The sequence below is a fragment of the Paraburkholderia jirisanensis genome (assembly GCF_054782355.1).
In genome coordinates this window covers 203453-228731 of record NZ_BAAGSQ010000002.1, presented here as the reverse complement: position 1 = coordinate 228731, position 25279 = coordinate 203453, and the positions used below count along the sequence as shown (strand labels likewise).

The window sequence follows — 25279 nt, the reverse complement described above, 5'->3', positions numbered from 1 at the left end:
GCTGCGCGATGATCCGCTGGCTGCTCACTACGTTTATCGCTGTCGCGGTACTGTCCGCATGCTGGCCGTGGATGCGCAAGCTCGGCATCGGCCGCATGCCCGGCGATGTGACGCTGCGGATGTTCGGGAAGGAGTATCCGTTTCCGTTTATGTCGACGCTGGTGCTGTCGATGGTGCTTTCGTTGCTGGCGCGGTTGCTTTAAGGAAAATGCGGCGAGCAAATCCGACCTGCGGCCAGCGCTACGAAGGATAGCGACTGCGTTGCACTGAGGTCTATATTGCATCGGCCTTATTGGCCGGCTCGCCTTCATTGCTCCAAGTCACTCCGCCGTCGCGCCCGGCGTCAACGGCCGCCGCGGCGTGTCGAACTAAGGCAGCCAGGCACGCGCCGCCTATTCGCCCTCACCCTCACGCAACGCCTGCGCCACCGCACGGATGCGCGCACGGTGTACCGCATCCTTGATTGCCGTCGGGTTATCCGCGAAGTTCTGCGCGATCGCGCCCGCGTCGACGCCGCGCGCCGCCACCAGCGCATCGCGCAAGCGCTCCGCCTGCGGATACTCACGCGTCTCGAAGCCCAGCCGGCCGCGTGCATCCGCTTCACAAGCCTGCAGCGCTTCGGCAAAACGAGCCGGCTTGCGCAGCGCGTCGCTACGCTCGAACAGCCGCACAAGGCCTGCCGCCTTGGTCTCCGCCACGCGATGAATATTGCCGTGCTCGCGCGCCACCAGCACCGCCAGATCGCGGCATTCGTTCGGCACCCGCAGACGCTCGCACAACGGCTTCAGCAAATCGACGCTGCGGCCCTCATGGCCAATATGCCGCGGCAGCACATCATCCGGCGTGGTCGCCTTGCCCAGATCGTGCGTCAGCGCGGCAAAGCGCACCGTCAACGCATAGCCGCGCGCGGCCGCATAGTCGAGCACCATCATCACGTGCACGCCGGTATCGACTTCGGGATGGTAATCAGCGCGCTGCGGCACGCCATACAGCGCATCGACTTCCGGCAGAATCCGCGCAAGCGCGCCGCACGCGCGCAGCAGTTCGAACATCCGCGACGGCTTCTTCTCCATCAGCCCGCGCGACACCTCTTGCCACACCCGCTCCGGCACCAGCGCATCGACCTCGCCCGCGTCGACCATCTTGCGCATCAGCACCATCGTCTCGGGCGCCACGGTGAAATCAGTAAAGCGCGCCGCAAACCGCGCGACACGCAGAATCCGCACCGGGTCTTCGAGAAACGCATCGCTGACATGGCGGAACACGCGCGCCTGCAAATCCGCCTGGCCGTTGAACGGATCGATCACCGGCCCGCTCTGTTTGCCGTCGGGCCGCACCTCTTGAGCCATCGCATTGACCGTCAGGTCGCGGCGCGCGAGGTCTTCTTCGAGCGTGACATCCGGCGAGTAGTAAAACTGGAAGCCGTGATAACCGGCGGCCGTCTTGCGCTCGGTGCGCGCGAGCGCGTACTCCTCGCGCGTAACCGGGTGCAGGAACACCGGGAAATCCTTGCCCACCGGCTTGAAGCCCTGTGCGGCCATCTGCTCCGGCGTCGCACCGACCACCACGTAATCGCGATCCTGCACCGGCATGCCGAGTAGTCCGTCGCGGATCGCACCGCCTACAACGTAGATATTCATGCGCAGATTTCGTACTTGTCGATCTGGTGCGGCTCGGCGAGCGCGTCGGCAATCCAGGCGGCCACAGCGGGTGCCGCGGTGACGCGTTGCGCGTAAGCCGCAGCTTCAGCCGACAGCGCCGGCTGCCACGTGTTGAAGCGCATCACGACCGGCGCATACATCGCATCGGCAATGCTGAACTCGCCAAACAGGAATGGGCCGCCGTGTGCGGCGAGGCAGTCGCGCCACAGTTCGTCGATGCGCGCGATATCGGCCAGTGCGCCGGGCGTCGCGCCCTTGCCCGGAAACGACGCGCGGATGTTCATCCACATGTTCGAGCGCAGGTCCATGAAACCCGAGTGCATCTCGGCGCTGATGCTGCGCGCGCGGGCGCGAGCGGATGCATTGCGTGGCCACAGCGGATACTGCGGGAAGCGCTCGGCAAGCGTTTCGGAGATCGCGAGCGAATCCCAGATCGACTGGCCGTCGTCGGTGATCAGGCACGGCACGCGGCCTGACGGCGAATGCTTGAGGATCGATGCAAGCGTATCTGCCTGCGCGAGCTGCACCACGATCTCTTCGAACGGGATGCCGAAGTGCTTCAGCAACACCCATGGCCGCATCGACCACGACGAATAGTTCTTGTCTCCGATAACGAGTTTCATGCCTGAACGAGAGAAAGAGTTAAAGGAACGATGCTCGACAACCCGCGCTAACTACGTGCGTTACAGCCCGCGCTGACCACTCGCGTTAGCGGCCCGCGTTGGCGCGGAACGCATTGAACCGCGAACGTTGCGACGCGCCAGTCAGATAGACCGGTGCGATAGTTTCGATGCTGGCGGGTTCGATATCGAGCTCTGGCGCGATCGGCCCGGTCATCACGGCGTCGACTTTCATCGAATCGAGATTGTCGCGCGAGATCACCGGTTCGCCAGGCGCCATTTCAAAGGTCAGCGCCTGCAGCCGCGCCAGCACATCGGGCAAACGGATGATGCGCGCGTCCTTGCCGATCACGCTGCCGCAATACTTCACCAGTTGCTCGAGCGTATAAACCGACGGACCACCCAACTCGTAGACCCGTCCGTTCGCCGCATCGAGATCGAGCACGCTGACAATCGCCTTCGCCACATCGCCGACGAACACCGGCTGGAATTTCGCATCGGGCATCGCGAGCGGGATCATCGGGAACACGCGCTGCAAGAACGCGAACTTGTTCAGAAAGTCGTCCTCCGGTCCGAACACGACCGATGGCCGGAACACAGTAGTGGCCAGCGTCGACGCACGCACCGCCTTCTCACCATCGCCCTTCGAGCGCAGATACATGCTGGGCCCACTCGGGTCGGCATTCAACGCGCTGACGTGAATCAGCCGATGCACGCCCTTGCCTTCGCAAGCCGCAACGATTTTGGTCGGCAATTCGACATGCATCTTCGCAAACTCGGGACCATACGGATTGCCGCGCCGGCCATTCAGCGTGCCGACCAGATTGATCACCGCGTCCGCATTCTCGATAAAGCTTGCAAGCTGCACCGGATCGAACACGTCGGTATCGATCACGTCGATGGGCAGCAGTGTCAGATGTCGCGCGTTATAACGGCGGCGCGTCGCCACGCGCACCTTCTTGCCGACTTCGACAAGCGCATTGATGAGATGACTGCCGATAAACCCGGAACCGCCGATCACCGCAACGGTTTGATGTCGCATTTCGGACTCCCAGTTGGAAGCCGCGGCAACGGCTGGCTGACGGAATGAACACCGGATCGAGCACCGCCGCATCGTGCATAAGCAGCACGCGCGGCGGCGGCGCGCTGTTACGGTGCGATGTAACCCAGACGCGCCTTCAGCGATTGCGGACGGCCTTCGAACAACGCCGCATAGTAGACCGTGTTGGACAGCACGTTTTTCACGTAGTCGCGGGTTTCCTGGAACGGAATCGCTTCGGCGAAAATCGCGCCTTCGACCGGATGCTGCAACGATTGCCGCCAGTTGCGCGGCCGGCCCGGACCCGCGTTGTAGCCGGCGGTTGCAAGCACAGCGGACCCGTCGAATTCATTGTAGATCATCGACAGGTAGTTCGTGCCGAGCAGGATGTTGGTGTTGATGTCGTTCATCTGCTCGCGCGAGATCGGGCCCAGGCCGATCTTCTTCGCGACCAGCTGCGCGGTGCCGGGCATCAGCTGCATCAGGCCGCTTGCGCCGACTTCCGAGCGCGCATTCATGATGAAGCGCGATTCCTGGCGGATCAGACCATACGCCCATTCGACGTCGAGCCCGTTCGATTGCGCATCGCGCTCGACGATATCGCGGAACGGCGACAGGTAACGCAGCGAAAAGTCGTGCTCGGTCTTCGTGCGATCGGCGGTGTTCACCGCGCGGTCGTACAGCTCGATACGGCGCGCGTACTCGGCGGCCGCCAGCAGCTGACGATCGGTCATCGTACGCAGCGGCCAGTTCCACTCGCGGTTACCTTCCAGCCGCAGATTCAGCTGATAGAAACGCTGCGCCAACGCAAAGCCCGGCGTGTTCGCTGCCTGCTGCACTTCGGCATCGGTCACGGCGGTCTTCGGCGGCACGACGATTTTCTGGCCGAGCTCTTCGCTTGCAAGCTGCCCGTAGTAGTTGAAGTTCTGCGCGATCTGCGCGAATTCCTGGTTGGCTTGTGCGGTGTCGTTGGCCTGCTTCAGTGCGCGTGCATGCCAGTACACCCACGACGGCTGACTGCGCAGCGCCGGCGGCATCTGTTCGATCGACCAGCGCACCATCGTCCAGTCGCCGGCCAAAAGCGCGGTGCGCGTGCGCCATTCGTAAGCCGGCGTCGACAGCGGCGCGTTCGCCGACAGCCGGTACCAGTCCACCGCGCCGGGCATCTGCTTTGCCGCCGCCTGATACGCAATCGTGCCCCAACCGATCGCGCGCTCCGGTGTGGTCAGCGATGGTGCGAGCGAACCGAACGTCGCAGCCGCCATCGCCGGATCGTTGCGCGCCATCCGCGTAATCGCGAGCAATGCAAGCTGATGCGATTGCGGATCTGCGCCGACACCGCGCGCGAGCAACAGCGGCGGCGTAGTCGTAGCCTGGTTGAACAGGTCCGGGTCGGGCCGCTGGTTGCCGAGCCCATCGAGCAGTTTCGACCCGACGCCGGTCTGGTTCTGCTCGTAAGCAAGGCGGATCTGCTGCCACACGTCGTCGTTGCTGAACTGCTGGTTGATCGCAAGCGCGGTGATCAGGTCGACGCAGCCGTCGCCGTAGTTACGCGGCTCGACCAGCAGCGCGCGCGCCGCATCCACGACGTTCTCGCCGCGCGCCGCACGCGATTCGAGCGCGTAGCACTTCACCTGCGTGTCGTCGTTCAGCACGAAGCGCGCGTATTGATCGTCGAAATTGCGCCAGTCGTGGCGCGCGCCGAGTACGGTCAGGTAATCGTTGCGCAGACGGTCCGCGATGGCCTGGCCGTCGTACTTCTGCAGGAACGCGAGCACCGGCGCGTCCGGCGCATCGAGCCGCGCATGGCCCGACGAATCGAACAGCTGCGGCTTCAGCTGGAAGTATTCGATATACGACGGCGCCGGATAATCCGGAATCATCGCGGCAAGTTGCGCGGCACGCACCGGGTCGTTATTGCGCGAGGCCTCGCGCAATTGCACAAAGGTCTGGTCGGCGTTGGTGAGTTGGGAAAGCGGGACAGGCTTGACGGCGGACGCCGTGCTGCAAGCGACCAGCGCCGTAGCGGCCAGCGCCAGACCAACCGCGCGATATACTCGAAATAGGCGTGTGGACATCGTTGTTTCTGGAGCGCGAATTGAACGAAAGCATAGCACGCAACCCTGTCGCGAAATCGAAAAAGGAGCTGCGCCGTGCGCTGCTGGAAACGCGTCTGCAAGCGGCGCGCGAGCCGCTTGCGAACGAGGCTTTGCAGCGGCGTGTAAGCGAGGTTCTACGGCGTTGCGCGCCGCGTTGCGTGGGCTTTTACTGGCCGCTCGACGGCGAGTTCGATGTGCGTGGCGCGCTGTCTGACTGGCTTGCCGAGGACGCTTCGCGCGTGGCCTGTCTGCCGGTGATTACCGCGCGTGGCGCACCGCTGGAGTTTCATGCGTGGTCGCCGCAGATGCCGATGCGCGTCGGTGAGCATCGGATTCAGGAGCCGGCATCGGGGCAGGTCGTGATGCCCGATCTCGTGCTGGTGCCGTGCGTCGGATTCGATGATGAGGCGTATCGGCTTGGTTACGGCGGCGGTTATTACGACCGCACGTTTGCGCAATGGCGCGCGGCGGGCGCTGCACTGCCCCACGCGATCGGCATCGCATACGAAGCGTGCCGCATCGGAGATTTGCAGCGGGAAGCGCACGATATCCCGCTCGACACGATCATCACCGATGCCGGCGGCTACCCACGCGACGCGTGACACGTGACGCGTCAAACCAAGGCACGCACACGCTACAACGAAGCCGCCGCCCGCGCCGCCGTGTCGTACAAGCCCGACGCATTGCGCATCAACTGCGCGGCCTCGCCGATCTGCTGGTTAGTCAGGCCGCTTTCCTTCAGCGTCGCGATCAGACAGCTTTCGCGCACCTCGCGGTATTTCAGGCATAGTGCCCGGCCGGCCTCGGTTGCCGAGAAGAACACTTCCTTGCCGGTTTTTTCGCTTTTTACATACCCTCTAGCTACCAGCTTTTTCAGCGCGTAAGTGGCCACGTGCGTGTCTTCGATGTTGAGCACGAAGCAGATGTCAGCCAGTTTCTTGCGGCGTTCGCGATGGCTGACATGATGCAGCAACGACACTTCGATCGCGGTCATGTCTTTTTCGCCTGCTGCGGACATGCAGCGCACCATCCACCGGTTGAACGCGTTGCCGGCCATGATCAGTGCGTATTCGAGCTCAGAAAGCTCTGCACTTTGCTCGGAAACGAGATGTTCCGATGAGACGATTTTGGTTGGATGACGCGACATGAACAAAGCTCTCGGAAGCTGCTGACCGGTAATTTGATGAGTGTGCGCAGTGTACGACAGCCGTCAGCAACTGAAAGCCTGGCACAAACTCTTATTAGGAAATTGTCGAGAAATTAATGAGAATGTACGCTGTCTCAAAAGCGTGAATGCTGCGGGTGCAACGCTTGCGAGCCCGACCTCCGATCATCGACGAGACACATGAGTCCATCGAAGAGCCCCACCCCAAGCCCGCCGCGCATCTACACGCTCGGCGATTCGGCGCTCGTCTGCGAGTTGCCGCCGCCCGCCACGCTGGCTTGCCAGCAGCGCGTCTGGGCCACTGCGCAAGCGGCACGCGACTGGCCGCATGTGCTGGAAGTCGTGCCCGGTATGAATAACCTGACGCTGGTCCTCGATCCGCTTGCCGCCGATCGCGAGGCGCTGGCCGAACAGTTGCGCGCCGCATGGGACACCGCCGGCGCCGCGTCCACCGCGGGGCGCGACATCGAGATTCCTGTCCACTACGGCGGCAAACACGGCCCAGACCTGGATGCGGTCGCGGCTCACACCGGCCTCACCGCCGACGAAGTGATCCAGCGCCACGCACAGGGCAAATACATCGTGTTCTTTCTCGGCTTCCAGCCTGGCTTCGCTTATATGGGTGGTCTCGAAGCCGCGCTGCATACGCCGCGCCGTTCGGAGCCGCGCGTCGAAGTGCCGGCCGGCTCGGTCGGCATCGGCGGCGCGCAGACCGGCATCTATCCGGCCGTGTCGCCCGGCGGCTGGCAACTGATCGGCCGCACCGACGTGCCGCTGTTCGACCCGACAAGCACGCCGCCGACGCTGCTGCAACCCGGCGACCGCGTCCATTTCACGATCGCGGAGAGCCACGCATGATCGACGTGATCCGCGCAGGCTTGCTGAGCTCCGTGCAAGACCTCGGCCGCTATGGCTTCCGTCATCTTGGCGTCGCGCAAGTCGGCGCGCTCGACCCGTTGTCGCTCGAAGTAGGCAACCGTCTGGTCGGCAACCGGCCTGACGTAGCAGGTATTGAAATCACCTTCGGACCAACCGTGCTGCGCTTCCTGCGTGCGACGCGCATTGCGATCACCGGCACCGAGTTCGGCGCAACGCTCGACGACAAACCCGTCTATTCGTGGTGGAGCCTGCCGGTGCAAGCCGGCCAGCAACTGACGCTGAACGCCGCCAAACGCGGCATGCGCGGCTATGTGTGCGTCGCGGGCGGCGTCGACGTGCTGCCGATGCTGGGCTCGCGCAGCACCGATCTGGGCGCCGGCTTCGGTGGCCTCGGCGGCCGCGCGCTGCGCGACGGCGACCGGCTGCCGATTGGCGTGCCGCCGCCGCGTGCACGCTCGAGCGGCTTTAGCCCCGACGCGCCCGAATTCGGCGTGAAGGCGCCCGCATGGTGCAAGTTCATCCTCGTCGACGAACCGGTGCGGCGCGGCCGGCACGCGACGGGTATCGCATGGGCGCCGCCGATCCGCGTGCTGCGCGGCCCCGAATACGACAATTTCACCGATGCCGCGCACGAAGCGTTCTGGTCCGACGAGTGGCTGGTCACGCCGAACAGCAACCGGATGGGCTATCGCCTCGCCGGCACGCCGCTCGAGCGCAAGCAGAAGAGCGACCTGCTGTCGCACGGTGTGCTGCCCGGCACGATCCAGGTGCCGCCGAACGGCCAGCCGATCATCCTGATGAGCGACGCGCAGACCACCGGCGGCTATCCGAAGATCGGCGCAGTGATTCGCGCGGACCTGTGGAAGCTCGCGCAGATTCGCCTGAACGGTGCGGTGCGTTTCATCCCGACCACCGAACGCGAAGCGCACAACGCGCTGGTCGAGGAACGCAAATACCTGCGGCAAATCGATGTGGCGATCGCCATGCATGACGAACGCTGCGCGCGCGAGATGGCGCCCGCGGCGGTGTAATACCTGGGAGGAAGGAGGAACACGATGGAAATCGACCTGAATGCGGATCTCGGCGAAGGCTGTGGTTCCGACGAAGCGCTGCTCGATCTGGTCAGCTCGGCCAACATCGCGTGCGGCTGGCACGCGGGCGGGCCGAACGCGATGCGCGAGTGTGTGCGCTGGGCGGTGCAAAAAGGCGTGTCGATCGGCGCGCATCCGAGCTTCAACGATCCGGAGAATTTCGGACGCAAGGAGATGGATGTGCCGCCGGCGGATATTTATGCCGGTGTGTTGTATCAGCTTGGCGCGCTGTCGGCGATTGCGCAGGCTGAAGGCGGGCGTATCGCACATGTGAAGCCGCATGGCGCGTTGTACAACCAGGCGACGCGCGATGCGGGTATCGCCGATGCGATTGCGTCGGCGGTGCATGACTTCGATCCGTCGGTGGCGGTGTTTGCGCTGGCTAACAGCGGGCTGGTGACGGCTACGCGTAACGCGGGGCTGGTGGCCGTGGAGGAAGTATTCGCGGATCGCGGCTACCGTGCGGATGGCTCGCTGGTGCCGCGTAAGGAGCCGGGCGCGCTGCTGGATGATGAAGACGAAGTGCTCGAACGCACGCTGATGATGGTACGCGACAAGCGCGTGCAAGCGGTCGATGGCCAGTGGGTGCCGATCAACGCTCAGACCATCTGCCTGCACGGCGATGGTCCGCATGCGCTGGCGTTTGCGCGGCGCATCCGTAGCGCGCTGCAGGACGCGGGGATTGGTGTGCACGCGGCGGTCAGCGGGCGGGATTGACGTCTACAGCGTGCTGCCGATGCGCTGGACTCGTCCGCCGTTGCAACATCCCGCGGTAGCAATAGCAGTCGCAGCAATCCGAAGTTGAAATTGAAGTCACAGTTGCATCGATCACCACCAAGCGGTCTCCAAGAACCGCAATAAGAAGAACGGCGCGTGTCACGTCACGCACACCGGCCGCGCCGCAAATTCATCCGCTTCAAGCAAACCACAAGCGGACCATAAGCGGCACCCATGCCGTATTCATTTGGAGATTCTGATGCAGTCAACCATAAGTCTGTGGCCGCTGATCGGAGTGGCCGTGATCATCGTCGGCTTTTTATTACGGTTTAACCCGATGCTGATCGTCGCAGTCGCCGCCGTTGTCACGCCGCTCGTCGCGCACTTCCCGCCGGACAAAATCCTCGCCGCTATCGGCAGCGGCTTCATCAAGACCCGCAATATCCCGTTAATCATCCTGCTGCCACTCGCGGTCATCGGCCTGCTCGAACGTCACGGCCTGCGCGAGCGTGCGCAAACATGGATCGCCACCATCAAGGCAGCCACCGCCGGTCGCCTGCTGATCGTCTATCTGCTGGTGCGCGAGTTGACCGCGGCAGTCGGCCTGACCGGCCTCGGCGGTCATCCGCAGATGGTGCGTCCGCTGATCGCACCGATGGCCGAAGGCGCAACCGAAAACCGCTTCGGCAAACTGAGCGATGCGGTGCGCTACCGGCTGCGCGCGTTCAGCGCCGCCACCGACAACGTCGGCCTGTTCTTCGGCGAAGACATCTTTGTCGCGTTCGGCGCGATCGTGCTGATGGTTACGTTCCTGAAGGAAGCCGGCATCACCGTCGAACCGATGCATGTCGCGGTAGCGGGCATTCCAACAGCGATCTGCGCGTTTCTGATTCACGGCTTCCGGTTGTATCTGCTCGACCGCAAGCTCGATCGCGAACTCGGGCGCGAGCGCTTGAATGCCGATCAAGGCCAGCGCGCCACCACGCGCGACACGCACGCCGCTCAATCCACCACAGGAGGCGAAGCATGACGCTGACCGTCAACTACCTGTTCTGGCTGCTCGGCATCGTGCTGCTGGTGGTCGGCGGCATGATCGTCACCGACCGCGAGCATCCGCGCCGCTTCGCCGCAGGCGGCTTCTGGATTCTCTATGCACTGATCTTCCTCGTCGGCGACCGGCTACCGCCGGCCGTCGTCGGTGTGCTGGTGATCGCGATGGCGCTGATCGCCGGCTTCGGCGGCGTAACCGCCGGCAAGCCCAAGGTACTGCCCGAAGGCATACGCAAAGCCTCCGCACACAGCCTCGGCAACAGGCTGTTCTTCCCCGCGCTGACGATTCCGCTCGTCACCGTCGTCATCACGCTGGCGGGGCGCTACCTGGTATTCGGCGGCGTGCCGCTCGTCGAGCAGAAGAACGTCACGCTGATCGGCTTCGGCCTCGGCTGCGTGATCGCCCTTGCGTACGCATGCGTGATCACGCGCGACAGCGTCGGCCAGTCGATGAAGGAAGCGCGGCGACTGGTAGACGCGCTGTCGTGGGCCGCCGTGCTGCCGCAGATGCTCGGCATGCTCGGCCTCGTGTTCTCCGACGCGGGCGTCGGCAAGGCCGTCGCGCACGTCACCACCGAATACATCAGCCTCGACTACCGGCTGATCGCAGTCGCGACGTACTGCATCGGCATGGCGCTGTTCACGATGGTGATGGGCAACGGCTTCGCCGCGTTTCCGGTGATGACGGGAGGCGTCGGCGTGCCGATCCTGATCAACGTGTTTCACGGCAACCCGGCGGTGATGGTCGCGATCGGCATGTTCTCCGGCTACTGCGGTGCGCTGATGACGCCGATGGCTGCGAACTTCAACATGGTGCCGGCCGCGCTGCTCGAACTGCCGGACCGGAACATGGTGATCAAGGTGCAGATTCCGACTGCGCTGACGTTGCTGGTTGTGAACATCCTGCTGCTGAACTGGCTGATGTTCCTGTAGCGCGATACACGGGCTCGGCGTCTTTGTGCGAGAGCGTCAGCCGCAGCGACGATCGCACTATCAGAGGCCGGCCGAAAATTAGGATATGTCTGATCGCAGCGCAATGCGCTCGCACATAACCTGACGGGCATCCGAAATCCAGGCGCCGGCAGCCAGTCGCCGGCACGCCACCCGACCTGCGCGATGCCCGATTCCACCGTTTCCGATACCCCTAACGCCACGCACGCCGCTCACGCGCGCCCCTCTGTCCAACCGCCCTCTGCCGTCACCTTGGCCTTCGCGCTCGAAGCGCACCGCGCGGGCCGCCTCGACGAAGCCGAACCGCTGTACCGCGAAGCCCTCGCGATCGTTCCCAATCATCCTCAAGCGCTGCACTACTACGGCGTACTGCGCCATCAACGCGGCGACCACGCGCACGCGTCGATGCTGCTGAACCGCGCGCTGACGCTCGAAGAATCGGACGCGGATTGCTGGAGCAACCGCGGCCTCGTCGCTGCGGCAAGCGGGCAGGATGTGCTTGCGCGGCAATGCTACCGGCGCGCGCTCGCGCTGAAGCCGGACTTCGCCGATGCACACAACAACCTCGGAGTCGCACTGCAAGCGGAAGGTGAATTCGACGAAGCAATCGAACACTACCGCGCCGCGCTGTCGATCGACCCAACGCTCGTCGACGCCCATACCAATCTCGGCACCGCGCTCAACAAGCTCGGCCGCCACGCCGACGCATACGCCTGCTATCGCACGGCGCTCGCCCTCGATCCGCAATCGGCTAACGCGCACTTCAGCGCCGGCAATGCGCAGCAGGCACGCGGCGAGCATGCTTCCGCGATCGAACACTTCCGCCATGCAATCGCGCTGGCGCCGGGCTTCGCCGATGCACACGTGAATCTCGGCACCGCGCTTGGCAAACTCGGCGAATATGCGGCGGCCGAGCAGCACTACCGGCAAGCCATCGCGCTCAAGGGCAATGCGACGAACCTCGTGTGCCTCGGCGCGTCGCTTGGCGCGCAAGGCCGTCACGATGAAGAGGAGGCGTTCTATCGGCACGCACTGGAGCTCGAACCCGAGCAGCCGGATGCGCATCAGAATCTCGCGTGGCTGTATCTGAAGCGCGGCGACTACCGCGCAGGTTGGGCCGAATATGCGCAACGCTGGCGCGCCGCCGATTACGAAGCGATCGCCGTCGAAGGCATTCCCGAATGGCGTGGCGAGCGCCTCACCGGCAAGACGATCCTGCTGGTGCGCGAACAGGGGTTCGGCGATCAGTTCCAGTTTCTGCGCTACGCGCGCGTGCTTGCCGAGCGCGGTGCGATTGTCGATGTGTGTGTGCGCGCTCCGTTGCTCGACATTGCGCAGCGCGTGCCGGGCGCGCGCCGCGTGTGGTCCGGCACGCCGGGCGGCGACTACGACTACTGGATCTCGCTGATGAGCGTGCCGGCCTGCGTCGGCACCGAACTGCACACGATTCCCGCTGACGTGCCGTATCTGTTTGCCGATGCGGCCAAGGTCGAGCACTGGCGCGAACGCGTCACCGCAGCGGCCGCCGGCACGCGAGGCAAGATCGGCCTCGTGTGGGCCGGCAGCCCGACCTTCGGCAACGACCGCTACCGTTCGATGCCGCTCGCCGCGCTCGCACCGCTGTGCGAAATGCGAGACATCGCGTGGTTCAACCTGCAGAAAGGCGCGGCGCACGCGCAACTCGCGGCGTTACCCGAACCGCTGCGCCCACATGATTTCACCGCTGACTTGAATGACTTTGCGGATACCGCCGCGCTGATCGCGAATCTCGATCTGGTGATCACCGTGGATACCGCGCTCGCGCATCTGGCCGGCGCGCTCGGCAAGCCCGTGTGGGTCTTGCTGCCAGCCAATTCCGACTGGCGCTGGCTGCAGGATCGCAGCGATTCGCCGTGGTATCCGAGCGCGCGGCTGTTCCGTCAAGGCACGCTCGGCGACTGGGCGCCGGTCGTGGCCGACGTACTCGGCGCGTTGCAGCAGCATGCATAGCTGCCAGCGCCACGCTACAAGTTGAATTGCGCCCACACCGGCGCGTGATCCGAACTGAAACGCTTGACCGAAGATATCTCCGATTTATCCAGCGTCATACCCCAGGTCGTTTCAACGGTCACGAGCGTGTTGTCGCCGCCTGCGGAAAGCAATTCGAGATCGCGATAAAAGATCGCATCGTAGGGATTGTCGCTGCCGTACGGCTGAACCCGCAGGCTGGTGTCGTTGCTGCATGCGAGCGCCAGATCCGGTTGCAGCGCGGTCTTGACGATACCGGTATCCATGTTGAAATCGCCGCACAGGATAAGCGGGAATCCGATCAACGAAGCGACGATCTTGATGTAACCAATTTCTTTCACATCCATTTCACTCGGGTTCGGCGCGTGATAGACCATCACGACGAACGGCGTCGGATTGGTTACACCGACGCGCGCGAACGGCATCACGCAGGGAACGCGGTTCTTGAACGCCAACGTGGACTGAGTCGTATCCTGGTACACGAGTGTGGGCTGTCCGTACGCCTGCACCCGGCTGCTGCGCCACATAAACGCGTACAGTTCGCCCTTGTTCTGCTCCTTGACCGCATTGCCGCCGCTGAACGCAACCTGCCATTCGTCACCCAGCAGTTGCGCCAGTTGAGCGACGACCAGCGCGCCCTGACTATCGTTGTAGCCCTGATCGAACTGCACCTGCTTCACCGAAGGCCTGACTTCCAGCACCACCAGAATATCAATCGACCGGCTTTCGACAATCTCCTTGATCTGATGCAGCCGCGCAAACTGGCCATCCTCCTCCTTGCTGGGATTGAAATTGAACTGCTTGATGTTCCAGCTCATGACGTTCATTTCGCTCTTCTCCCAGACGATGGCTTGCCCATCAGGATGGTTTCAAGGTGCGCCGCACCGAGCGAATCGTAACTCAGCTCGGCTCGACCACGAACCCGCGCTGCCGCAACAACTGCAGCACGCCATTCGGCCCGCCCAGATGCAACGCGCCGATCGCGACGAACACCGGCTTGTTCGGCGCCGCGATCGCGATCATCCGGGCGACGAAGCGCCGGTTACGGTCGTAAAGAATCTTGTTGTCGATCGACGCCGAAATCCGCTTGTCGCGCGCGAGCTTCTCGGATTTCGCCACTTCCCACGCGGAGATCGCATCGGCATCGCCGACTCGCCATAGCCGGTGCAACGTTTGCACGTCGGCGACGTTTTCAGCCGGCGTCTGCACCAGATCCTGCGCGAGCATTTCGCGCTGCTGCGCGAGCGTGAGCCCAGTGAACGCGCGCATCTGCTCGGCAAGCGTCTCGAGCCCGACGATCTTGCCGCGCTGACGCAAGTAGACGTTCTGCAATTGCGCCTCTGTGCCGTACTCGGTTTGCAGGCCGGCGCTCAGCGAATCGTAGGTTTCGACCAGCAGCGAAGCGAGCCACGGCCGCATCTTGCGGATCTCGTCGAGCGCGGCCGGATTGCCACGCAGACGCATCGACAGCTTGCGCCACAGCGGGTCGGGCAACAGCCGCGGCAGACACGGATAGTTGCACACGCCGTACTTCGATACGTCGTCCTGCGACACCAGCAGATCGTCCGGCGACAGCTCGAGCGCGAGCGTAGGCGACGCAGCGAGCGCCGCGAGAATCGGCGGGCGAAATGGTTGAGCAGCGGGGTAGTCGACGGGATCGCCGACGTGCAGCGTGCCGAGTACGTAGATGGTGGTGGTGCCGCGCGTGGCGACATAGAACGGCATGCGGGCCGGTTCCGGCCGCACCGGTCCGCCGGTGGTGGTAGCGCGCGACGCGCCCGAAGCACCCGACGCGCCGGGCGCGGCCGGCGGTGCGGAGCGCGTCTTCGGCGCAGGCTGGGCGGGTGAGGCCGGCGGATGCGGTAACGGCAGCGTCGGGCGGCCGACCTGCGCATGGATATCCGCCGCCGCGTCCGCCGCCCATGCCGCGGGTAGCAACGGCAACGACGGCAACGACGGCGGCAACGGTGTCAAACCACATAACCCCGCAGCCAGCACCGCACACGCGAACCACCGCACCCGCGCCCGCCATCCGGCGAGCACGCGCGCAACGGCCTGCGTGGACACGACAGCCAACTCCGGCCCGCGCGCCACAGCCTGCATGAACACGACAGCCAGCTCCGCCCCGCGCGCCGGGCAGCGCGCCGCCGGCGCTTCAGGCCGGCGCGTCCCCGACCTCCTCGGCACGGTGACACGACACCTGACGGCCATCCACTTCACGCAGCTTCGGTTCCTCCTGCCGGCACCGCTCGATCGCATACGGACAACGCTGATGGAAAGTGCATCCCGACGGTGGATTCAGCGGCGACGGCATTTCGCCTTGCAGCTTGATCTGGATACGTCGGTCCGCTTCGAAGATCGACGGCGTCGCGGACATCAACGCGCGCGTGTACGGATGCCGCGGCCGTTCGAAGATGGTCTTATTGTCGCCGAGTTCAGCGACGCCGCCGAAATACATCACCATCACGTCGTCGGCGATATGCTCGACCACCGACAGATTGTGCGAGATGAATACGTAACTCGTCTTGTACTGTTCCTGCAGATCCATAAACAGATTGAGAATCTGCGCCTGGATCGACACGTCGAGTGCGGACACCGGTTCATCGGCGACCACGATCTGCGGATCGAGAATCATCGCCCGCGCAATCGCCACGCGCTGCCGCTGGCCGCCGGAGAACATGTGCGGGTAACGCTTCGCATGTTCGGGCCGCAGGCCGACGGTGCGCATCATATGGGCGATGCGTTCGGCGCGTTCGGCTGCGCTTAGTTGCGTGTTGATCGCGAGCGGTTCGCCGAGCGTCTGCTCGACGGTCTTGCGCGGATTCAGCGAGGCAAACGGATTCTGGAACACCATCTGCACGCGCCGGCGCAATGCAGCGATCCGCTCGCGATTGGCGCCGGCCACGTCCTCGCCGTCGATCAGCAGACGTCCGGCAGTGGGTGGTTCGATCATCGTCAGCTGGCGGGCGAGCGTCGATTTGCCGCAACCGGATTCGCCGACCACGGCAAGCGTACGGCCGCGTTCCAGCGCAAACGACACGCCGTTCAACGCCTTCACCGTGCCGTGGCCGAACATGCCGCGCTTCACCTCGTAATGCCGCGCCAGCTGATCGGCAACCAGCACGTGGTCGCCCGGCGTATGGGCCGTCGGGCGCCGTGTTTCGGGTACTGCGTTCATCGGGCGCCTCCGTGTCGAATGGCGTCGGCGGTGAGGTTCAGCGGCTTGATGCAGCGAACCCCGGCCGCTTCGTCATGATTCTGCAATCCGGCGAGCGGCGGCCGCGCCTTCATGCAGTCGTCCACCACGTACTTGCAGCGCGGCGCGAACAGGCAGCCTTTGGGCCGGTCGTCGCGCCCCGGCACCATGCCGGGCAGCGCGGCAAGTCGCACCGCGCCGACGTTGTGCTCGGGAATCGCTGCGAGCAGCGCTTCCGTGTACGGGTGATGCGGCGCCGCGAAGATATCGGGCACGCGGTTGGTTTCGATGATCTCGCCCGCATACATCACCGCGACGCGCTGCGCGACTTCCGAAACCACCGCGAGATCGTGCGAGATCAGCACCAGCGCCATGCCGCGTTCCTTCTGCAATTGCACCAGCAGTTGCATGATCTGCGCCTGGATCGTCACGTCGAGCGCGGTAGTCGGCTCGTCGGCGATCAGCAGCTTCGGATTGCAGGCCACCGCCATCGCGATCATCACGCGCTGGTTCATGCCGCCCGACATCTGATGCGGAAACGAACCAATGCGGTTCTTCGCATCCGGAATGCCGACCTGGTCGAGCAGCCCGAGTGCGCGCCGCTGCAATGCATCGCCGCGCAAACCTTCGTGCAGCTTCAGCACTTCCTTGATCTGATAGCCGACGGTGTAGCTCGGGTTCAGGCTCGTCAGCGCGTCCTGAAACACCATCGCGACGTCCTTGCCGATAATCTTGCGACGCGCGCTCGCGCTCGCTTTCAGCAGGTCCTTGCCGTCGAAGCGGATCTCGTCCGCGGTCACTTTGCCGGGTGCGTCGATCAGGCCCATCAGCGCCATCATCGTCACGCTCTTGCCCGAGCCCGATTCGCCGACCACGCCGAGCACCTCGCCGGGCGCGACGCTCAGGTTGATCCGGTCGACCGCGGGCACACCGCCGAAATTCACCGCCAGATTGCGGATGGTCAATAGATCGCTCATGTCAGGCCAGCCGTTTCAGTTTGGGATCGAGTGCGTCGCGCAGCCCGTCGCCGAGCAGGTTGATCGCAAGCACCGAGATCAGGATGGCAAGACCAGGCATCGTGACGATCCACCATGCGCTGTCGATGTAGTCGCGTGCCGAGGCGAGCATCGCGCCCCACTCGGCGAGCGGCGGCTGGACGCCGAGGCCCAGAAAACCGAGCGCGGCCGCATCGAGAATCGCCGACGAGAAGCCGAGCGTGGCCTGCACGATCAATGGCGCGGTGCAGTTCGGCAGCACCTGCGAGAACATCAGCCGCGGCACGCTGGCGCCGGCCACGCGCGAGGCCATCACGTATTCCTTGTGCAGTTCGCCGAGTGCCGAGGCGCGCGTCAGGCGCACATAGCCGGGCAGTGCAACGATTGCGATTGCCAGCATCGTGTTGATCAGGCCCGGGCCGATGATCGCTACCACCGCGACTGCGAGCAGCAGCGACGGCAGCGCGAGCAGCACGTCCATCACACGCATGATCGGTGTGTCGGCCCACTTGCCGAAGAACGCGGCGATCAGGCCGAGCACGACGCCCGGAATCAGCGCCAGCACCACCGATACGCAGCCGATCCACATCGACAACCGCGCGCCGTACATCAGCCGCGAAAGAATGTCGCGGCCGGCTTCGTCGGTGCCGAGCAGGAATTTCGCGTTGCCGCCGTCGAGCCACGCGGGCGGAATCTTGACGAAGTCGCGGTATTGCTCGATCGGGCTGTGTGGCGCGATCAGCGGCGCGAAGATCGCGATCAGGATCAGCGCCAGCACGATGATGCCCGCGCCTACCGCACCGCGGTTGCGGGAGAAGTTGGTCCAGAATTCGCGGGCGGCGAGTGCTCGGCCGCTTGGCGGGGTGACCGCCTGGGGGACTGTATTTTGTAGGTCGGCCATCATGCCTCCCGCCGAGCCGCCTCAAGGGAGGCATGCGCCCCCTCGGGGGGCAGCGAACGAATGTGAGCGTGGGGGTACATTTTTTACCTCGTATGGCGAATGCGTGGGTTCAACACGCCGTACAACAGATCGACGACGAGGTTCACAACGATTACCAGCGTTGCGATCAGCAAAATACCGCCCTGCACGACCGGGTAATCGCGCCGGCTGATCGCATCGATCAACCACTTACCGATGCCCGGCCACGAGAACAATGTCTCGGTCAGCACTGCACCCGCAAGCAACGTACCGATCTGCAGCCCGATCACAGTGACCACCGGAATCAGCGCATTACGCAGCGCATGCACAACGATCACCCGCGCCGGCGACATACCCTTCGCGCGCGCGGTCCGGATGTAATCCTCGCGCAGCACTTCGAGCATCGACGAACGCGTCATCCGCGCAATCACCGCCAGCGGAATCGTACCGAGCACGATGGCCGGCAAAATCAGATGGCTAACCGCCGACGTAAACGAGCCTTCATCGGTACCCGGCAGCAGCGAGTCGATCAGCATGAAGCCGGTGACGTGCGGAATGTCGTATTCAACCGCAATGCGGCCCGACACCGGCGTCCAACCGAGCTTCACCGAGAACAGCATGATCAGTATCAAGCCCCACCAGAAAATCGGCATCGAATAACCGGTGAGCGCGGTGCCCATCACGCCGTGATCGACCGCGGTGCCGCGCTTTAACGCAGCGAACACCCCCGCAGGCAAACCGACGATCAACGCGAACGCCATCGCGCAGATCGACAACTCGACGGTAGCCGGAAACCGCGCAAGGAATTCATCCATCACGCCGGTATTCGTGATGATCGACATGCCGAGGTTGCCGTGCAACGCCCGGCCGACGTAATGCACATACTGCATCGGCAGCGGCTCGTCGAGCCCGAGGCGGTGTAAAGCCGCGGCATGCAAGGCCGGATCGACGCCGCGCTCGCCCATCATCACTTCGATGGGGTCGCCGGGGATCAGGTGGATAAGCGCGAACGCAAGAATCGTAATGCCGATGAAAGTCGGTATCACCATCCCGATGCGGCGCAAAGCGAAGCGGAACATGGATCGTCCCTATGGTCTGGATGGAAAAAACGCAACCGGCGACAAGGGCTTGTGGCCCCGTCGCCGGACAATTTTCGACCAGTCTTATAACCGTGCGAAAAACTTACTGCGCAATGAGCTATCGAAACGCCCGGCCTGTTACTTCAGGCCGACGCCGTCGAACCGCGTATAACCGAGCGATTCGATGCGCATGTCGGTTACCTTGTTGCTGGTCGGTTGATAAACCGTCGAGTGTGCGATCGGCGAGAACGGCAGTTGTTCCGCAAAGATCTGCTGCGCCTGCACATACAGCTTGGTGCGAGCGTCCTGACCGTTGGTTTCGCGGCCCTTCTTGATCAGATCGTCGAACGGCTTGTAGCACCACTTCGAGAAGTTGTTGCCGTTCACCGCGTCGCAGCCGAGCAGCGTGCCGAGCCAGTTGTCCGGATCGCCATTGTCGCCGGTCCAGCCGATCAGCATCGTATCGTCTTCACCCGCATGCGCACGCTTGATGTACTCGCCCCACTCGTACGTAACGATCTTCGCCTTCACGCCGATCTTGGCCCAGTCCGCCTGAATCATTTCCGCCATCAGACGGCCATTCGGGTTATACGGACGTTGAACCGGCATCGCCCACAGCGTGATTTCGAAGCCGCTCGGGAAACCCGCCTTGGCGAGCAGCGCCTTGGCCTTTTCCGGATCGTAGCTGGCTACTTTCAGCGACTTGTCATAGGACCACTGGGTCGGCGGCATCGGGTTGGTCGCGGCCTGGCCGGCGCCCTGATACACCGAATCGACGATCGCTTTCTTGTTGATCGCCATATCCAGCGCCTGGCGCACTTCGACCTTGTCGAGCGGCTTGTGCGTGACGTTATACGCGAGGTAGCCGAGGTTGAAACCGGCCTGCGACGGCATCGACAGATTGCTGTCGGCCTTCAGCGGCGCAATGTCGGCCGGGCTCGGATAGCTCATCACCTGGCATTCGTTGCGCTTGAGCTTCTGCACGCGCACGCTGGCGTCCGGCGTGATCGAGAAGATCAGCTTCGACACCTTCACCGTATTCGGCTTCCAGTAGTCCGGATTGCCGTCGTAACGGATCGTCGCGTCTTTGGTATAGCTGCGGAAAATGAACGGGCCCGTGCCGACCGGCTTCTGGTTGATGTCGGCGGCCTTGCCGTCCTTCAGCAACTGGTCTGCATACTCGGACGACAGGATCGATGCATACTCCATCGCCATGTTCTGGATGAACGGGGCATTCACTTCAGCCAGCGTGAATTTCACCGTGTACGGGTCGACTTTTTCGATCTTGGTGATCAGCTTGTCGAGGCCCATGTCGGTGAAGTACGGGAACTGCACCGGGTAAGCTTTATGGAACGGCTGGTTCGGATCCAGCATGCGCTGGAAACTGAACACCACATCGTCCGCGTTGAATTCGCGGGTCGGCTTGAAGTATGCGGTGGTCTGGAATTTGACGCCGTGGCGCAGATGGAACGTATAGGTCTTGCCATCCGGCGACACGTCCCACTTCTCGGCGAGGCCCGGTTCGACCTTGGTGCTGCCGCGTTCGAACTCAACCAGACGATTGAAGATCGTGAAGGTGTTCGCGGTAAAGTCCGTACCCGTCGTGTATTGCGCCGGATCAAAACCCGCCGGGCTGCCTTCTGAGCAGTAAACCAGGGTTTTGTTTGGAATATCGGCAGCGTTCGCCAGTTGGGCACCCGCTATCGACGCCGCTGCGACGGCCCCCAGCGTCGTGAGCCGGAGCGCGCGCAACAGGTTGTTTTGTTTCATGTTTCCTCCGAGTTATAACCGGTCAAAACCAGCGTAGCGCGATATTACTGAGCTTTGCTGGCCCCCACAAGCGGACGAAATTCCGTGTGGTGCAAATGAGGAAACACGTATAGGAGAAAGGCGGCGGCGGGGGCGGGCTTAAGGGCTTAGGGTCGCTCGCAGGCCGCCGCCGTTGTTCTACAGTTTGAGACGCTCGCAGATTGTTTTGGTACCCGCAGCGTTATTGAGCGTGTAGAAATGCAAACCCGGCACGCCCGCATCGACCAGACGCCGGCACAGGTCGGTCACCACGTCGAGGCCGAACGCACGAATCGCTTCGCGATCGTCGCCAAAGCTTTCCAGCCGGCGTGCAATCCAGCGCGGCACTTCGGCACCGCACATTTCCGAAAAGCGCATCAGCTGCGAGAAGTTCGTGATCGGCATGATGCCAGGCACGATCGGCACGTCGACACCGAGCTTGCGCGCATCGTCGACAAAGCGGAAATACGCATCCGCATTGAAGAAGTACTGCGTGATCGCCGAGTTCGCGCCAGCCTGCACCTTGCGCGCGAAGTTCTCGAGATCGTGTTTCGGCGAGCGCGACTGCGGATGGTATTCCGGGTACGCGGCCACTTCGATACTGAACCAGTCGCCGAATTCGGCGCGAATGAAGCTGACCAGTTCCGACGCGTAGCGCAGTTCGCCGACTTCGCCCATGCCCGAAGGCAGATCGCCGCGCAACGCGACGATATGGCGAATGCCGTGCGAGCGATACTCGCTCAGGATCGCGCGCAGGCTGGCCCGCGACGAGCCGATGCACGATACATGCGGCGCGGCCTCGAGACCTTCGGCCGCCATTTCGACGACCGTATCGAGCGTGCCTTGTTGCGTCGAGCCGCCGGCGCCGAACGTGCAGGACACGAATTTCGGCTTCAGCGGGACCAGTTGCGCGCGCGTGGCGCGCAGTTTTTCGACGCCTTCCTGCGTTTTAGGCGGGAAGAATTCGAATGAGAGTTCGATGGGGTTCATGATCCGATGGACATCGACGGACGGCCGCTTGCACTAGCCGAACGTGCGATTGCCGAGAATAAGCGCGGACAGCAGCCACGACACGATGCTATACAGAATCGAGCCGAAGAACGCCGACCAGAAACCGGACACTTCGAAGCCTTTCAGCAGCGATGCGCACAGCCAGAAGCACAGCGCATTGACCACCAGAATGAAGAGCCCGAGCGTGAGAATCGTGACGGGCAGCGTCAGCAGAATCAGCACCGGCCGCAACACCGTGTTGATGAGCCCGAGCACCACCGCGACGATCAACGCCGTACCGAAACTGCGGATATGGATTGACGGAACGAGGTACGTGATGATCAACAGCGCGAGCGCGTTGATCAGCCAGGTCAACAGCAGGGACATGAGAGGCTCCTTTGGGCGTGCAATCCGGTTCGACGTAATAGCGCAACAGCAGCGTACACCGCGTATGCGACACGAGGCGATACGAGACGGCCATGCCGCCCCGTGCGCTGCGCGAGCCGCGCTGCCGCGCGGCGGCGCGCTTTAGTAGCGGTAGTGATTCGGCTTGAACGGGCCGTTCTTGTCGACGCCGATGTAGCCGGCCTGCTCGGTCGACAGCACCGTCAGGTTCACACCAATGCGCGCAAGGTGCAGACGCGCCACCTTCTCGTCGAGCTGCTTCGGCAGTACGTACACCTTGTTCTCGTACTTGCCGCCCTGCGTGAACAGTTCGATCTGCGCGAGCGTCTGGTTGGTGAACGAGTTCGACATCACGAACGACGGGTGGCCGGTCGCGCAGCCGAGGTTCACGAGACGCCCCTCAGCCAGCAGGATCACGCGCTTGCCGTCCGGGAAAATGATGTGGTCGACTTGCGGCTTGATGTTTTCCCACTCGTACTGGCGCGTCGATGCGACGTCGATTTCCGAATCGAAGTGACCGATGTTGCAGACGATCGCGTTGTGGCGCATCGCCTTCATGTGGTCGTGGCCGATCACGTGATAGTTGCCGGTCGCCGTCACGAAGATGTCGGCCTTGTCGGCCGCGTATTCCATCGTCACGACGCGGTAGCCTTCCATCGCTGCCTGCAGTGCGCAGATCGGATCGATTTCGGTGACCCACACCGTCGCGCCCAGACCGCGCAGCGATTGCGCGCAGCCCTTGCCCACGTCGCCATAGCCGGCCACCACCGCGATCTTGCCGGCGATCATCACGTCGGTCGCACGCTTGATGCCGTCCACCAGCGATTCGCGGCAGCCGTACAGGTTGTCGAACTTCGACTTCGTCACCGAATCGTTGACGTTGATCGCCGGGAACGGCAGGCGCCCTTCCTTTTCCATCTGATACAGACGGTGCACGCCGGTGGTGGTTTCTTCGGTCACGCCCTTGATGTGCGCGAGACGCGTCGAGTACCACGTCGGATCGGCGTCCAGATGTTGCGCGATCGACTTGTACAGTGCGGTTTCTTCTTCGTTGGTCGGCTTGCTGATGACCGAGCGGTCTTTTTCAGCCTTCGAACCGAGGATCAGCAGCAGCGTTGCGTCGCCGCCGTCGTCGAGAATCATGTTGGCGAACTCGCCGTTCGGCCATTCGAAAATGCGGTGCGAGAACTCCCAGTATTCGTCGAGCGACTCGCCCTTGAATGCGAACACCGGCGTGCCGCCATTGGCGATCGCGGCAGCTGCATGGTCTTGCGTCGAGAAGATGTTGCACGACGCCCAGCGCACGTCGGCGCCGAGGGCCTTCAGCGTTTCGATCAGCACGCCGGTCTGGATCGTCATGTGCAGCGAACCTGCGATGCGCGCGCCTTTCAGCGGCTGCTGCACCTTGTATTCGTCGCGGATCTGCACGAGACCGGGCATTTCGGTCTCGGCGATGTTGAGTTCCTTGCGGCCCCAGCTGGCCAGCGACAGGTCCGCTACGACGAAATCTTTCGAGCTATTGGAATCGTAAACTGCGGCGTTCATCACGCCCTCCTTTGTAAAAAATAGAAGATGACGTGAGCGCGGTTCGATGGGGCAGCCGGAAGCACACAGCGCATTCGGGCCAACCAATTGACCATCTCCGAGCCTGGCGGGCCGGGCCCGTCGCAACGCTCCTCGAAGACGAGCGCCGATTGTAGCAAATCACGTTGAAGCTTGGCACCGGGGATTTTCGGCGGGTGTAACTGGGGGGTTACACGGCGGGAACGGGTTTATGTGCGCGGTGTGGGTGGGGGGCTGGGTGTGCCCGGTGCGGCCGATGTGTCCGGTGCGTTCGGTGCGTCCGGTGCGTTCGGTGCGGCGGCCGGCGCGTCGAACGCACGCAGCGCTGCAACGCCGGCCACCGCGCGCGCGGCGCATCGCTGCGACAGCGCCGCCATTTGCTCGAACAACCGCGCCGGCAGCGCCTGCATACCCATCGAAATACGGAAGTAACGCTCCGCGTGGATTCCCGGGTGGTAATGCATCCGCACACGCTTTGCATCGGCAAGACGCGGATTGCCGAATGCGCTGCGCAGCGCGAGCGCCAGCGGACCGTCTTCGCCGCCATGGCGTCGAAAAAACTCATCGGGCGGAAAACCGCCGAGCGCCGCGAAGGCCTCACGGCGGATCACGAGACTGCTCGGCACGGTGTTCGACAACTGCGCGCCAAGCGAAGCGAACAAAGGATGCGCAGCGATCTGCGGCGGGAAATCCGCGAATTCGACGTCGAGCCGCACCGACGCCTGGCGCGGATGCTGGCCTAGAAACGTGCTCGTTGCGGCAAGGGCGCCGGGTAGATATTCGTCGTCGGCATCGAGGAACGCGACGAGCGGCTGCGTGGCGTGCTGCGCTGCCCAATTGCGCGCACGGGCCGCGCCGCCGTTCAACGGCATCGGCAGCAATTCGATGCGAGCGTCGTGCTGCGCGTAATGGCGGACCACATTGGACGACGCGTCGGTGGAAGCGTCGTCGGCCACCAGAATCTGCGCGGCCTCGGGCTGTGCAATGCAACTGTCGAGCGCGCGCGCCAGCGTATGCGCCGCGTTGTAGCAGGGAATGACGACGGTGACGGTAAGCATCGCGTTT

The 25279-nt window shown here is 63.5% G+C and carries 24 protein-coding genes and 1 riboswitch; of the genes, 8 read left to right on the top strand and 16 right to left on the bottom strand.

Going from position 1 to position 25279, the window contains the following annotated elements; genetic code table 11:
• The first annotated feature begins 8 nt into the window (after positions 1-8).
• Positions 9-203 carry a DUF2905 domain-containing protein gene (locus ACYVNQ_RS01460; protein ID WP_460900359.1) on the top strand — a complete coding sequence of 65 codons (195 nt, stop codon included), beginning with the start codon at positions 9-11 and terminating at the stop codon, positions 201-203.
• A 189-nt stretch (positions 204-392) separates the two neighbouring features.
• Here ACYVNQ_RS01460 and ACYVNQ_RS01455 read toward each other — a convergent pair whose 3' ends face one another.
• The 4 genes from ACYVNQ_RS01455 to ACYVNQ_RS01440 form a co-directional block, all read right to left on the bottom strand.
• On the bottom strand, positions 393-1640 hold the full coding sequence (locus tag ACYVNQ_RS01455) for a multifunctional CCA addition/repair protein (RefSeq protein WP_460900358.1): 1248 nt from the start codon (positions 1638-1640) through the stop codon (positions 393-395).
• Positions 1637-2284 carry a glutathione S-transferase family protein gene (locus ACYVNQ_RS01450; protein ID WP_460900357.1) on the bottom strand — a complete coding sequence of 216 codons (648 nt, stop codon included), beginning with the start codon at positions 2282-2284 and terminating at the stop codon, positions 1637-1639. Before ACYVNQ_RS01450 ends, ACYVNQ_RS01455 begins: the two co-directional genes overlap by 4 nt.
• An 85-nt stretch (positions 2285-2369) precedes the next feature.
• On the bottom strand, positions 2370-3323 hold the full coding sequence (locus tag ACYVNQ_RS01445) for a complex I NDUFA9 subunit family protein (protein WP_460900356.1): 954 nt from the start codon (positions 3321-3323) through the stop codon (positions 2370-2372).
• Positions 3324-3430: 107 nt separating this feature from the next.
• Positions 3431-5398, bottom strand: coding sequence for a lytic transglycosylase domain-containing protein (locus ACYVNQ_RS01440; protein WP_460900354.1), 1968 nt, complete (start codon positions 5396-5398; stop codon positions 3431-3433).
• A 20-nt stretch (positions 5399-5418) separates the two neighbouring features.
• Between ACYVNQ_RS01440 and ACYVNQ_RS01435 the strand changes: the two genes are divergently transcribed.
• Positions 5419-6021, top strand: a complete 603-nt coding sequence (locus ACYVNQ_RS01435) for a 5-formyltetrahydrofolate cyclo-ligase (protein WP_460900353.1) — start codon at positions 5419-5421, stop codon at positions 6019-6021.
• A gap of 32 nt (positions 6022-6053) precedes the next feature.
• On the opposite strand, the gene ACYVNQ_RS01430 is transcribed toward ACYVNQ_RS01435, so the two are convergent.
• Positions 6054-6566, bottom strand: a complete 513-nt coding sequence (locus ACYVNQ_RS01430) for a winged helix DNA-binding protein (protein ID WP_460900352.1) — start codon at positions 6564-6566, stop codon at positions 6054-6056.
• Positions 6567-6764: 198 nt separating this feature from the next.
• Between ACYVNQ_RS01430 and pxpB the strand changes: the two genes are divergently transcribed.
• The 6 genes from pxpB (at position 6765) to ACYVNQ_RS01400 (ending at position 13261) form a co-directional block, all read left to right on the top strand.
• Positions 6765-7442, top strand: coding sequence for a 5-oxoprolinase subunit PxpB (pxpB, locus tag ACYVNQ_RS01425; protein WP_460900351.1), 678 nt, complete (start codon positions 6765-6767; stop codon positions 7440-7442).
• Positions 7439-8494: a 5-oxoprolinase subunit C family protein gene (locus tag ACYVNQ_RS01420; protein ID WP_460900350.1), complete on the top strand. Its 1056-nt coding sequence runs from the start codon at positions 7439-7441 to the stop codon at positions 8492-8494. Before pxpB ends, ACYVNQ_RS01420 begins: the two co-directional genes overlap by 4 nt.
• Before the next feature lie 24 nt (positions 8495-8518).
• Positions 8519-9271 (top strand): 5-oxoprolinase subunit PxpA, encoded by a 753-nt coding sequence (gene pxpA, locus ACYVNQ_RS01415; RefSeq protein WP_460900349.1) that lies wholly within the window; start codon positions 8519-8521, stop codon positions 9269-9271.
• 259 nt (positions 9272-9530) lie between these two features.
• Complete coding sequence (locus ACYVNQ_RS01410; RefSeq protein WP_460900348.1) at positions 9531-10301, top strand: DUF969 domain-containing protein; 771 nt, start codon at positions 9531-9533, stop codon at positions 10299-10301.
• The gene (locus tag ACYVNQ_RS01405) at positions 10298-11254 is read left to right on the top strand and encodes a DUF979 domain-containing protein (RefSeq protein ID WP_460900347.1); all 957 of its coding nucleotides are present in this window, start codon (positions 10298-10300) and stop codon (positions 11252-11254) included. Before ACYVNQ_RS01410 ends, ACYVNQ_RS01405 begins: the two co-directional genes overlap by 4 nt.
• 183 nt (positions 11255-11437) lie before the next feature.
• Positions 11438-13261, top strand: coding sequence for a tetratricopeptide repeat protein (locus ACYVNQ_RS01400; RefSeq protein ID WP_460900346.1), 1824 nt, complete (start codon positions 11438-11440; stop codon positions 13259-13261).
• Between the two features lie 14 nt (positions 13262-13275).
• On the opposite strand, the gene ACYVNQ_RS01395 is transcribed toward ACYVNQ_RS01400, so the two are convergent.
• From ACYVNQ_RS01395 to ACYVNQ_RS01345, 11 genes are all read right to left on the bottom strand, one after another.
• A complete protein-coding gene (locus tag ACYVNQ_RS01395; RefSeq protein ID WP_460900345.1) occupies positions 13276-14106 on the bottom strand; it encodes an exonuclease/endonuclease/phosphatase family protein in 831 nt (276 codons plus the stop codon).
• A gap of 73 nt (positions 14107-14179) precedes the next feature.
• Positions 14180-15490: a TraB/GumN family protein gene (locus ACYVNQ_RS01390; protein ID WP_460900490.1), complete on the bottom strand. Its 1311-nt coding sequence runs from the start codon at positions 15488-15490 to the stop codon at positions 14180-14182.
• A complete protein-coding gene (locus tag ACYVNQ_RS01385; protein WP_460900344.1) occupies positions 15435-16457 on the bottom strand; it encodes a peptide ABC transporter ATP-binding protein in 1023 nt (340 codons plus the stop codon). Before ACYVNQ_RS01385 ends, ACYVNQ_RS01390 begins: the two co-directional genes overlap by 56 nt.
• Entirely contained in the window at positions 16454-17452 is a 999-nt protein-coding gene (locus ACYVNQ_RS01380) for an ABC transporter ATP-binding protein (RefSeq protein ID WP_460900343.1), read from the bottom strand. Before ACYVNQ_RS01380 ends, ACYVNQ_RS01385 begins: the two co-directional genes overlap by 4 nt.
• Before the next feature lies 1 nt (position 17453).
• Entirely contained in the window at positions 17454-18371 is a 918-nt protein-coding gene (locus tag ACYVNQ_RS01375) for an ABC transporter permease subunit (RefSeq protein ID WP_460900342.1), read from the bottom strand.
• Between the two features lie 83 nt (positions 18372-18454).
• A complete protein-coding gene (locus ACYVNQ_RS01370) occupies positions 18455-19468 on the bottom strand; it encodes an ABC transporter permease subunit (protein ID WP_460900341.1) in 1014 nt (337 codons plus the stop codon).
• A 138-nt stretch (positions 19469-19606) separates the two neighbouring features.
• Positions 19607-21238: an ABC transporter substrate-binding protein gene (locus tag ACYVNQ_RS01365; RefSeq protein WP_460900340.1), complete on the bottom strand. Its 1632-nt coding sequence runs from the start codon at positions 21236-21238 to the stop codon at positions 19607-19609.
• Positions 21239-21415: 177 nt separating this feature from the next.
• Complete coding sequence (gene metF, locus ACYVNQ_RS01360) at positions 21416-22246, bottom strand: methylenetetrahydrofolate reductase [NAD(P)H] (protein WP_460900339.1); 831 nt, start codon at positions 22244-22246, stop codon at positions 21416-21418.
• Positions 22247-22279: 33 nt separating this feature from the next.
• Complete coding sequence (locus ACYVNQ_RS01355; RefSeq protein WP_460900338.1) at positions 22280-22633, bottom strand: phage holin family protein; 354 nt, start codon at positions 22631-22633, stop codon at positions 22280-22282.
• A 141-nt stretch (positions 22634-22774) separates the two neighbouring features.
• Positions 22775-24196 carry an adenosylhomocysteinase gene (gene ahcY, locus ACYVNQ_RS01350; RefSeq protein WP_460900337.1) on the bottom strand — a complete coding sequence of 474 codons (1422 nt, stop codon included), beginning with the start codon at positions 24194-24196 and terminating at the stop codon, positions 22775-22777.
• Positions 24197-24223: 27 nt separating this feature from the next.
• Positions 24224-24336: riboswitch (S-adenosyl-L-homocysteine riboswitch) on the bottom strand.
• An 87-nt stretch (positions 24337-24423) separates the two neighbouring features.
• On the bottom strand, positions 24424-25272 hold the full coding sequence (locus ACYVNQ_RS01345; protein ID WP_460900336.1) for a glycosyltransferase family 2 protein: 849 nt from the start codon (positions 25270-25272) through the stop codon (positions 24424-24426).
• Positions 25273-25279: the final 7 nt, after the last annotated feature.

Excerpts from the sequence above, each read along its gene's own strand:
- ACYVNQ_RS01455 (WP_460900358.1), bottom strand. The coding sequence starts at position 1,640 with ATGAATATCTACGTTGTAGGCGGTGCGATCCGCGACGGACTACTCGGC.
- ACYVNQ_RS01370 (WP_460900341.1), bottom strand. The coding sequence starts at position 19,468 with ATGTTCCGCTTCGCTTTGCGCCGCATCGGGATGGTGATACCGACTTTC.
- ACYVNQ_RS01450 (WP_460900357.1), bottom strand. The coding sequence starts at position 2,284 with ATGAAACTCGTTATCGGAGACAAGAACTATTCGTCGTGGTCGATGCGG.
- ACYVNQ_RS01365 (WP_460900340.1), bottom strand. The coding sequence starts at position 21,238 with ATGAAACAAAACAACCTGTTGCGCGCGCTCCGGCTCACGACGCTGGGG.
- ACYVNQ_RS01420 (WP_460900350.1), top strand. The coding sequence starts at position 7,439 with ATGATCGACGTGATCCGCGCAGGCTTGCTGAGCTCCGTGCAAGACCTC.
- ACYVNQ_RS01440 (WP_460900354.1), bottom strand. The coding sequence starts at position 5,398 with ATGTCCACACGCCTATTTCGAGTATATCGCGCGGTTGGTCTGGCGCTG.
- ACYVNQ_RS01400 (WP_460900346.1), top strand. The coding sequence starts at position 11,438 with ATGCCCGATTCCACCGTTTCCGATACCCCTAACGCCACGCACGCCGCT.
- ACYVNQ_RS01460 (WP_460900359.1), top strand. The coding sequence starts at position 9 with ATGATCCGCTGGCTGCTCACTACGTTTATCGCTGTCGCGGTACTGTCC.
- pxpA (WP_460900349.1), top strand. The coding sequence starts at position 8,519 with ATGGAAATCGACCTGAATGCGGATCTCGGCGAAGGCTGTGGTTCCGAC.
- ACYVNQ_RS01345 (WP_460900336.1), bottom strand. The coding sequence starts at position 25,272 with ATGCTTACCGTCACCGTCGTCATTCCCTGCTACAACGCGGCGCATACG.
- ACYVNQ_RS01390 (WP_460900490.1), bottom strand. The coding sequence starts at position 15,490 with ATGGCCGTCAGGTGTCGTGTCACCGTGCCGAGGAGGTCGGGGACGCGC.
- ACYVNQ_RS01405 (WP_460900347.1), top strand. The coding sequence starts at position 10,298 with ATGACGCTGACCGTCAACTACCTGTTCTGGCTGCTCGGCATCGTGCTG.
- ACYVNQ_RS01385 (WP_460900344.1), bottom strand. The coding sequence starts at position 16,457 with ATGAACGCAGTACCCGAAACACGGCGCCCGACGGCCCATACGCCGGGC.
- pxpB (WP_460900351.1), top strand. The coding sequence starts at position 6,765 with ATGAGTCCATCGAAGAGCCCCACCCCAAGCCCGCCGCGCATCTACACG.
- ACYVNQ_RS01395 (WP_460900345.1), bottom strand. The coding sequence starts at position 14,106 with ATGAACGTCATGAGCTGGAACATCAAGCAGTTCAATTTCAATCCCAGC.
- ACYVNQ_RS01430 (WP_460900352.1), bottom strand. The coding sequence starts at position 6,566 with ATGTCGCGTCATCCAACCAAAATCGTCTCATCGGAACATCTCGTTTCC.
- ahcY (WP_460900337.1), bottom strand. The coding sequence starts at position 24,196 with ATGAACGCCGCAGTTTACGATTCCAATAGCTCGAAAGATTTCGTCGTA.
- ACYVNQ_RS01410 (WP_460900348.1), top strand. The coding sequence starts at position 9,531 with ATGCAGTCAACCATAAGTCTGTGGCCGCTGATCGGAGTGGCCGTGATC.
- ACYVNQ_RS01380 (WP_460900343.1), bottom strand. The coding sequence starts at position 17,452 with ATGAGCGATCTATTGACCATCCGCAATCTGGCGGTGAATTTCGGCGGT.
- metF (WP_460900339.1), bottom strand. The coding sequence starts at position 22,246 with ATGAACCCCATCGAACTCTCATTCGAATTCTTCCCGCCTAAAACGCAG.
- ACYVNQ_RS01355 (WP_460900338.1), bottom strand. The coding sequence starts at position 22,633 with ATGTCCCTGCTGTTGACCTGGCTGATCAACGCGCTCGCGCTGTTGATC.
- ACYVNQ_RS01445 (WP_460900356.1), bottom strand. The coding sequence starts at position 3,323 with ATGCGACATCAAACCGTTGCGGTGATCGGCGGTTCCGGGTTTATCGGC.
- ACYVNQ_RS01375 (WP_460900342.1), bottom strand. The coding sequence starts at position 18,371 with ATGGCCGACCTACAAAATACAGTCCCCCAGGCGGTCACCCCGCCAAGC.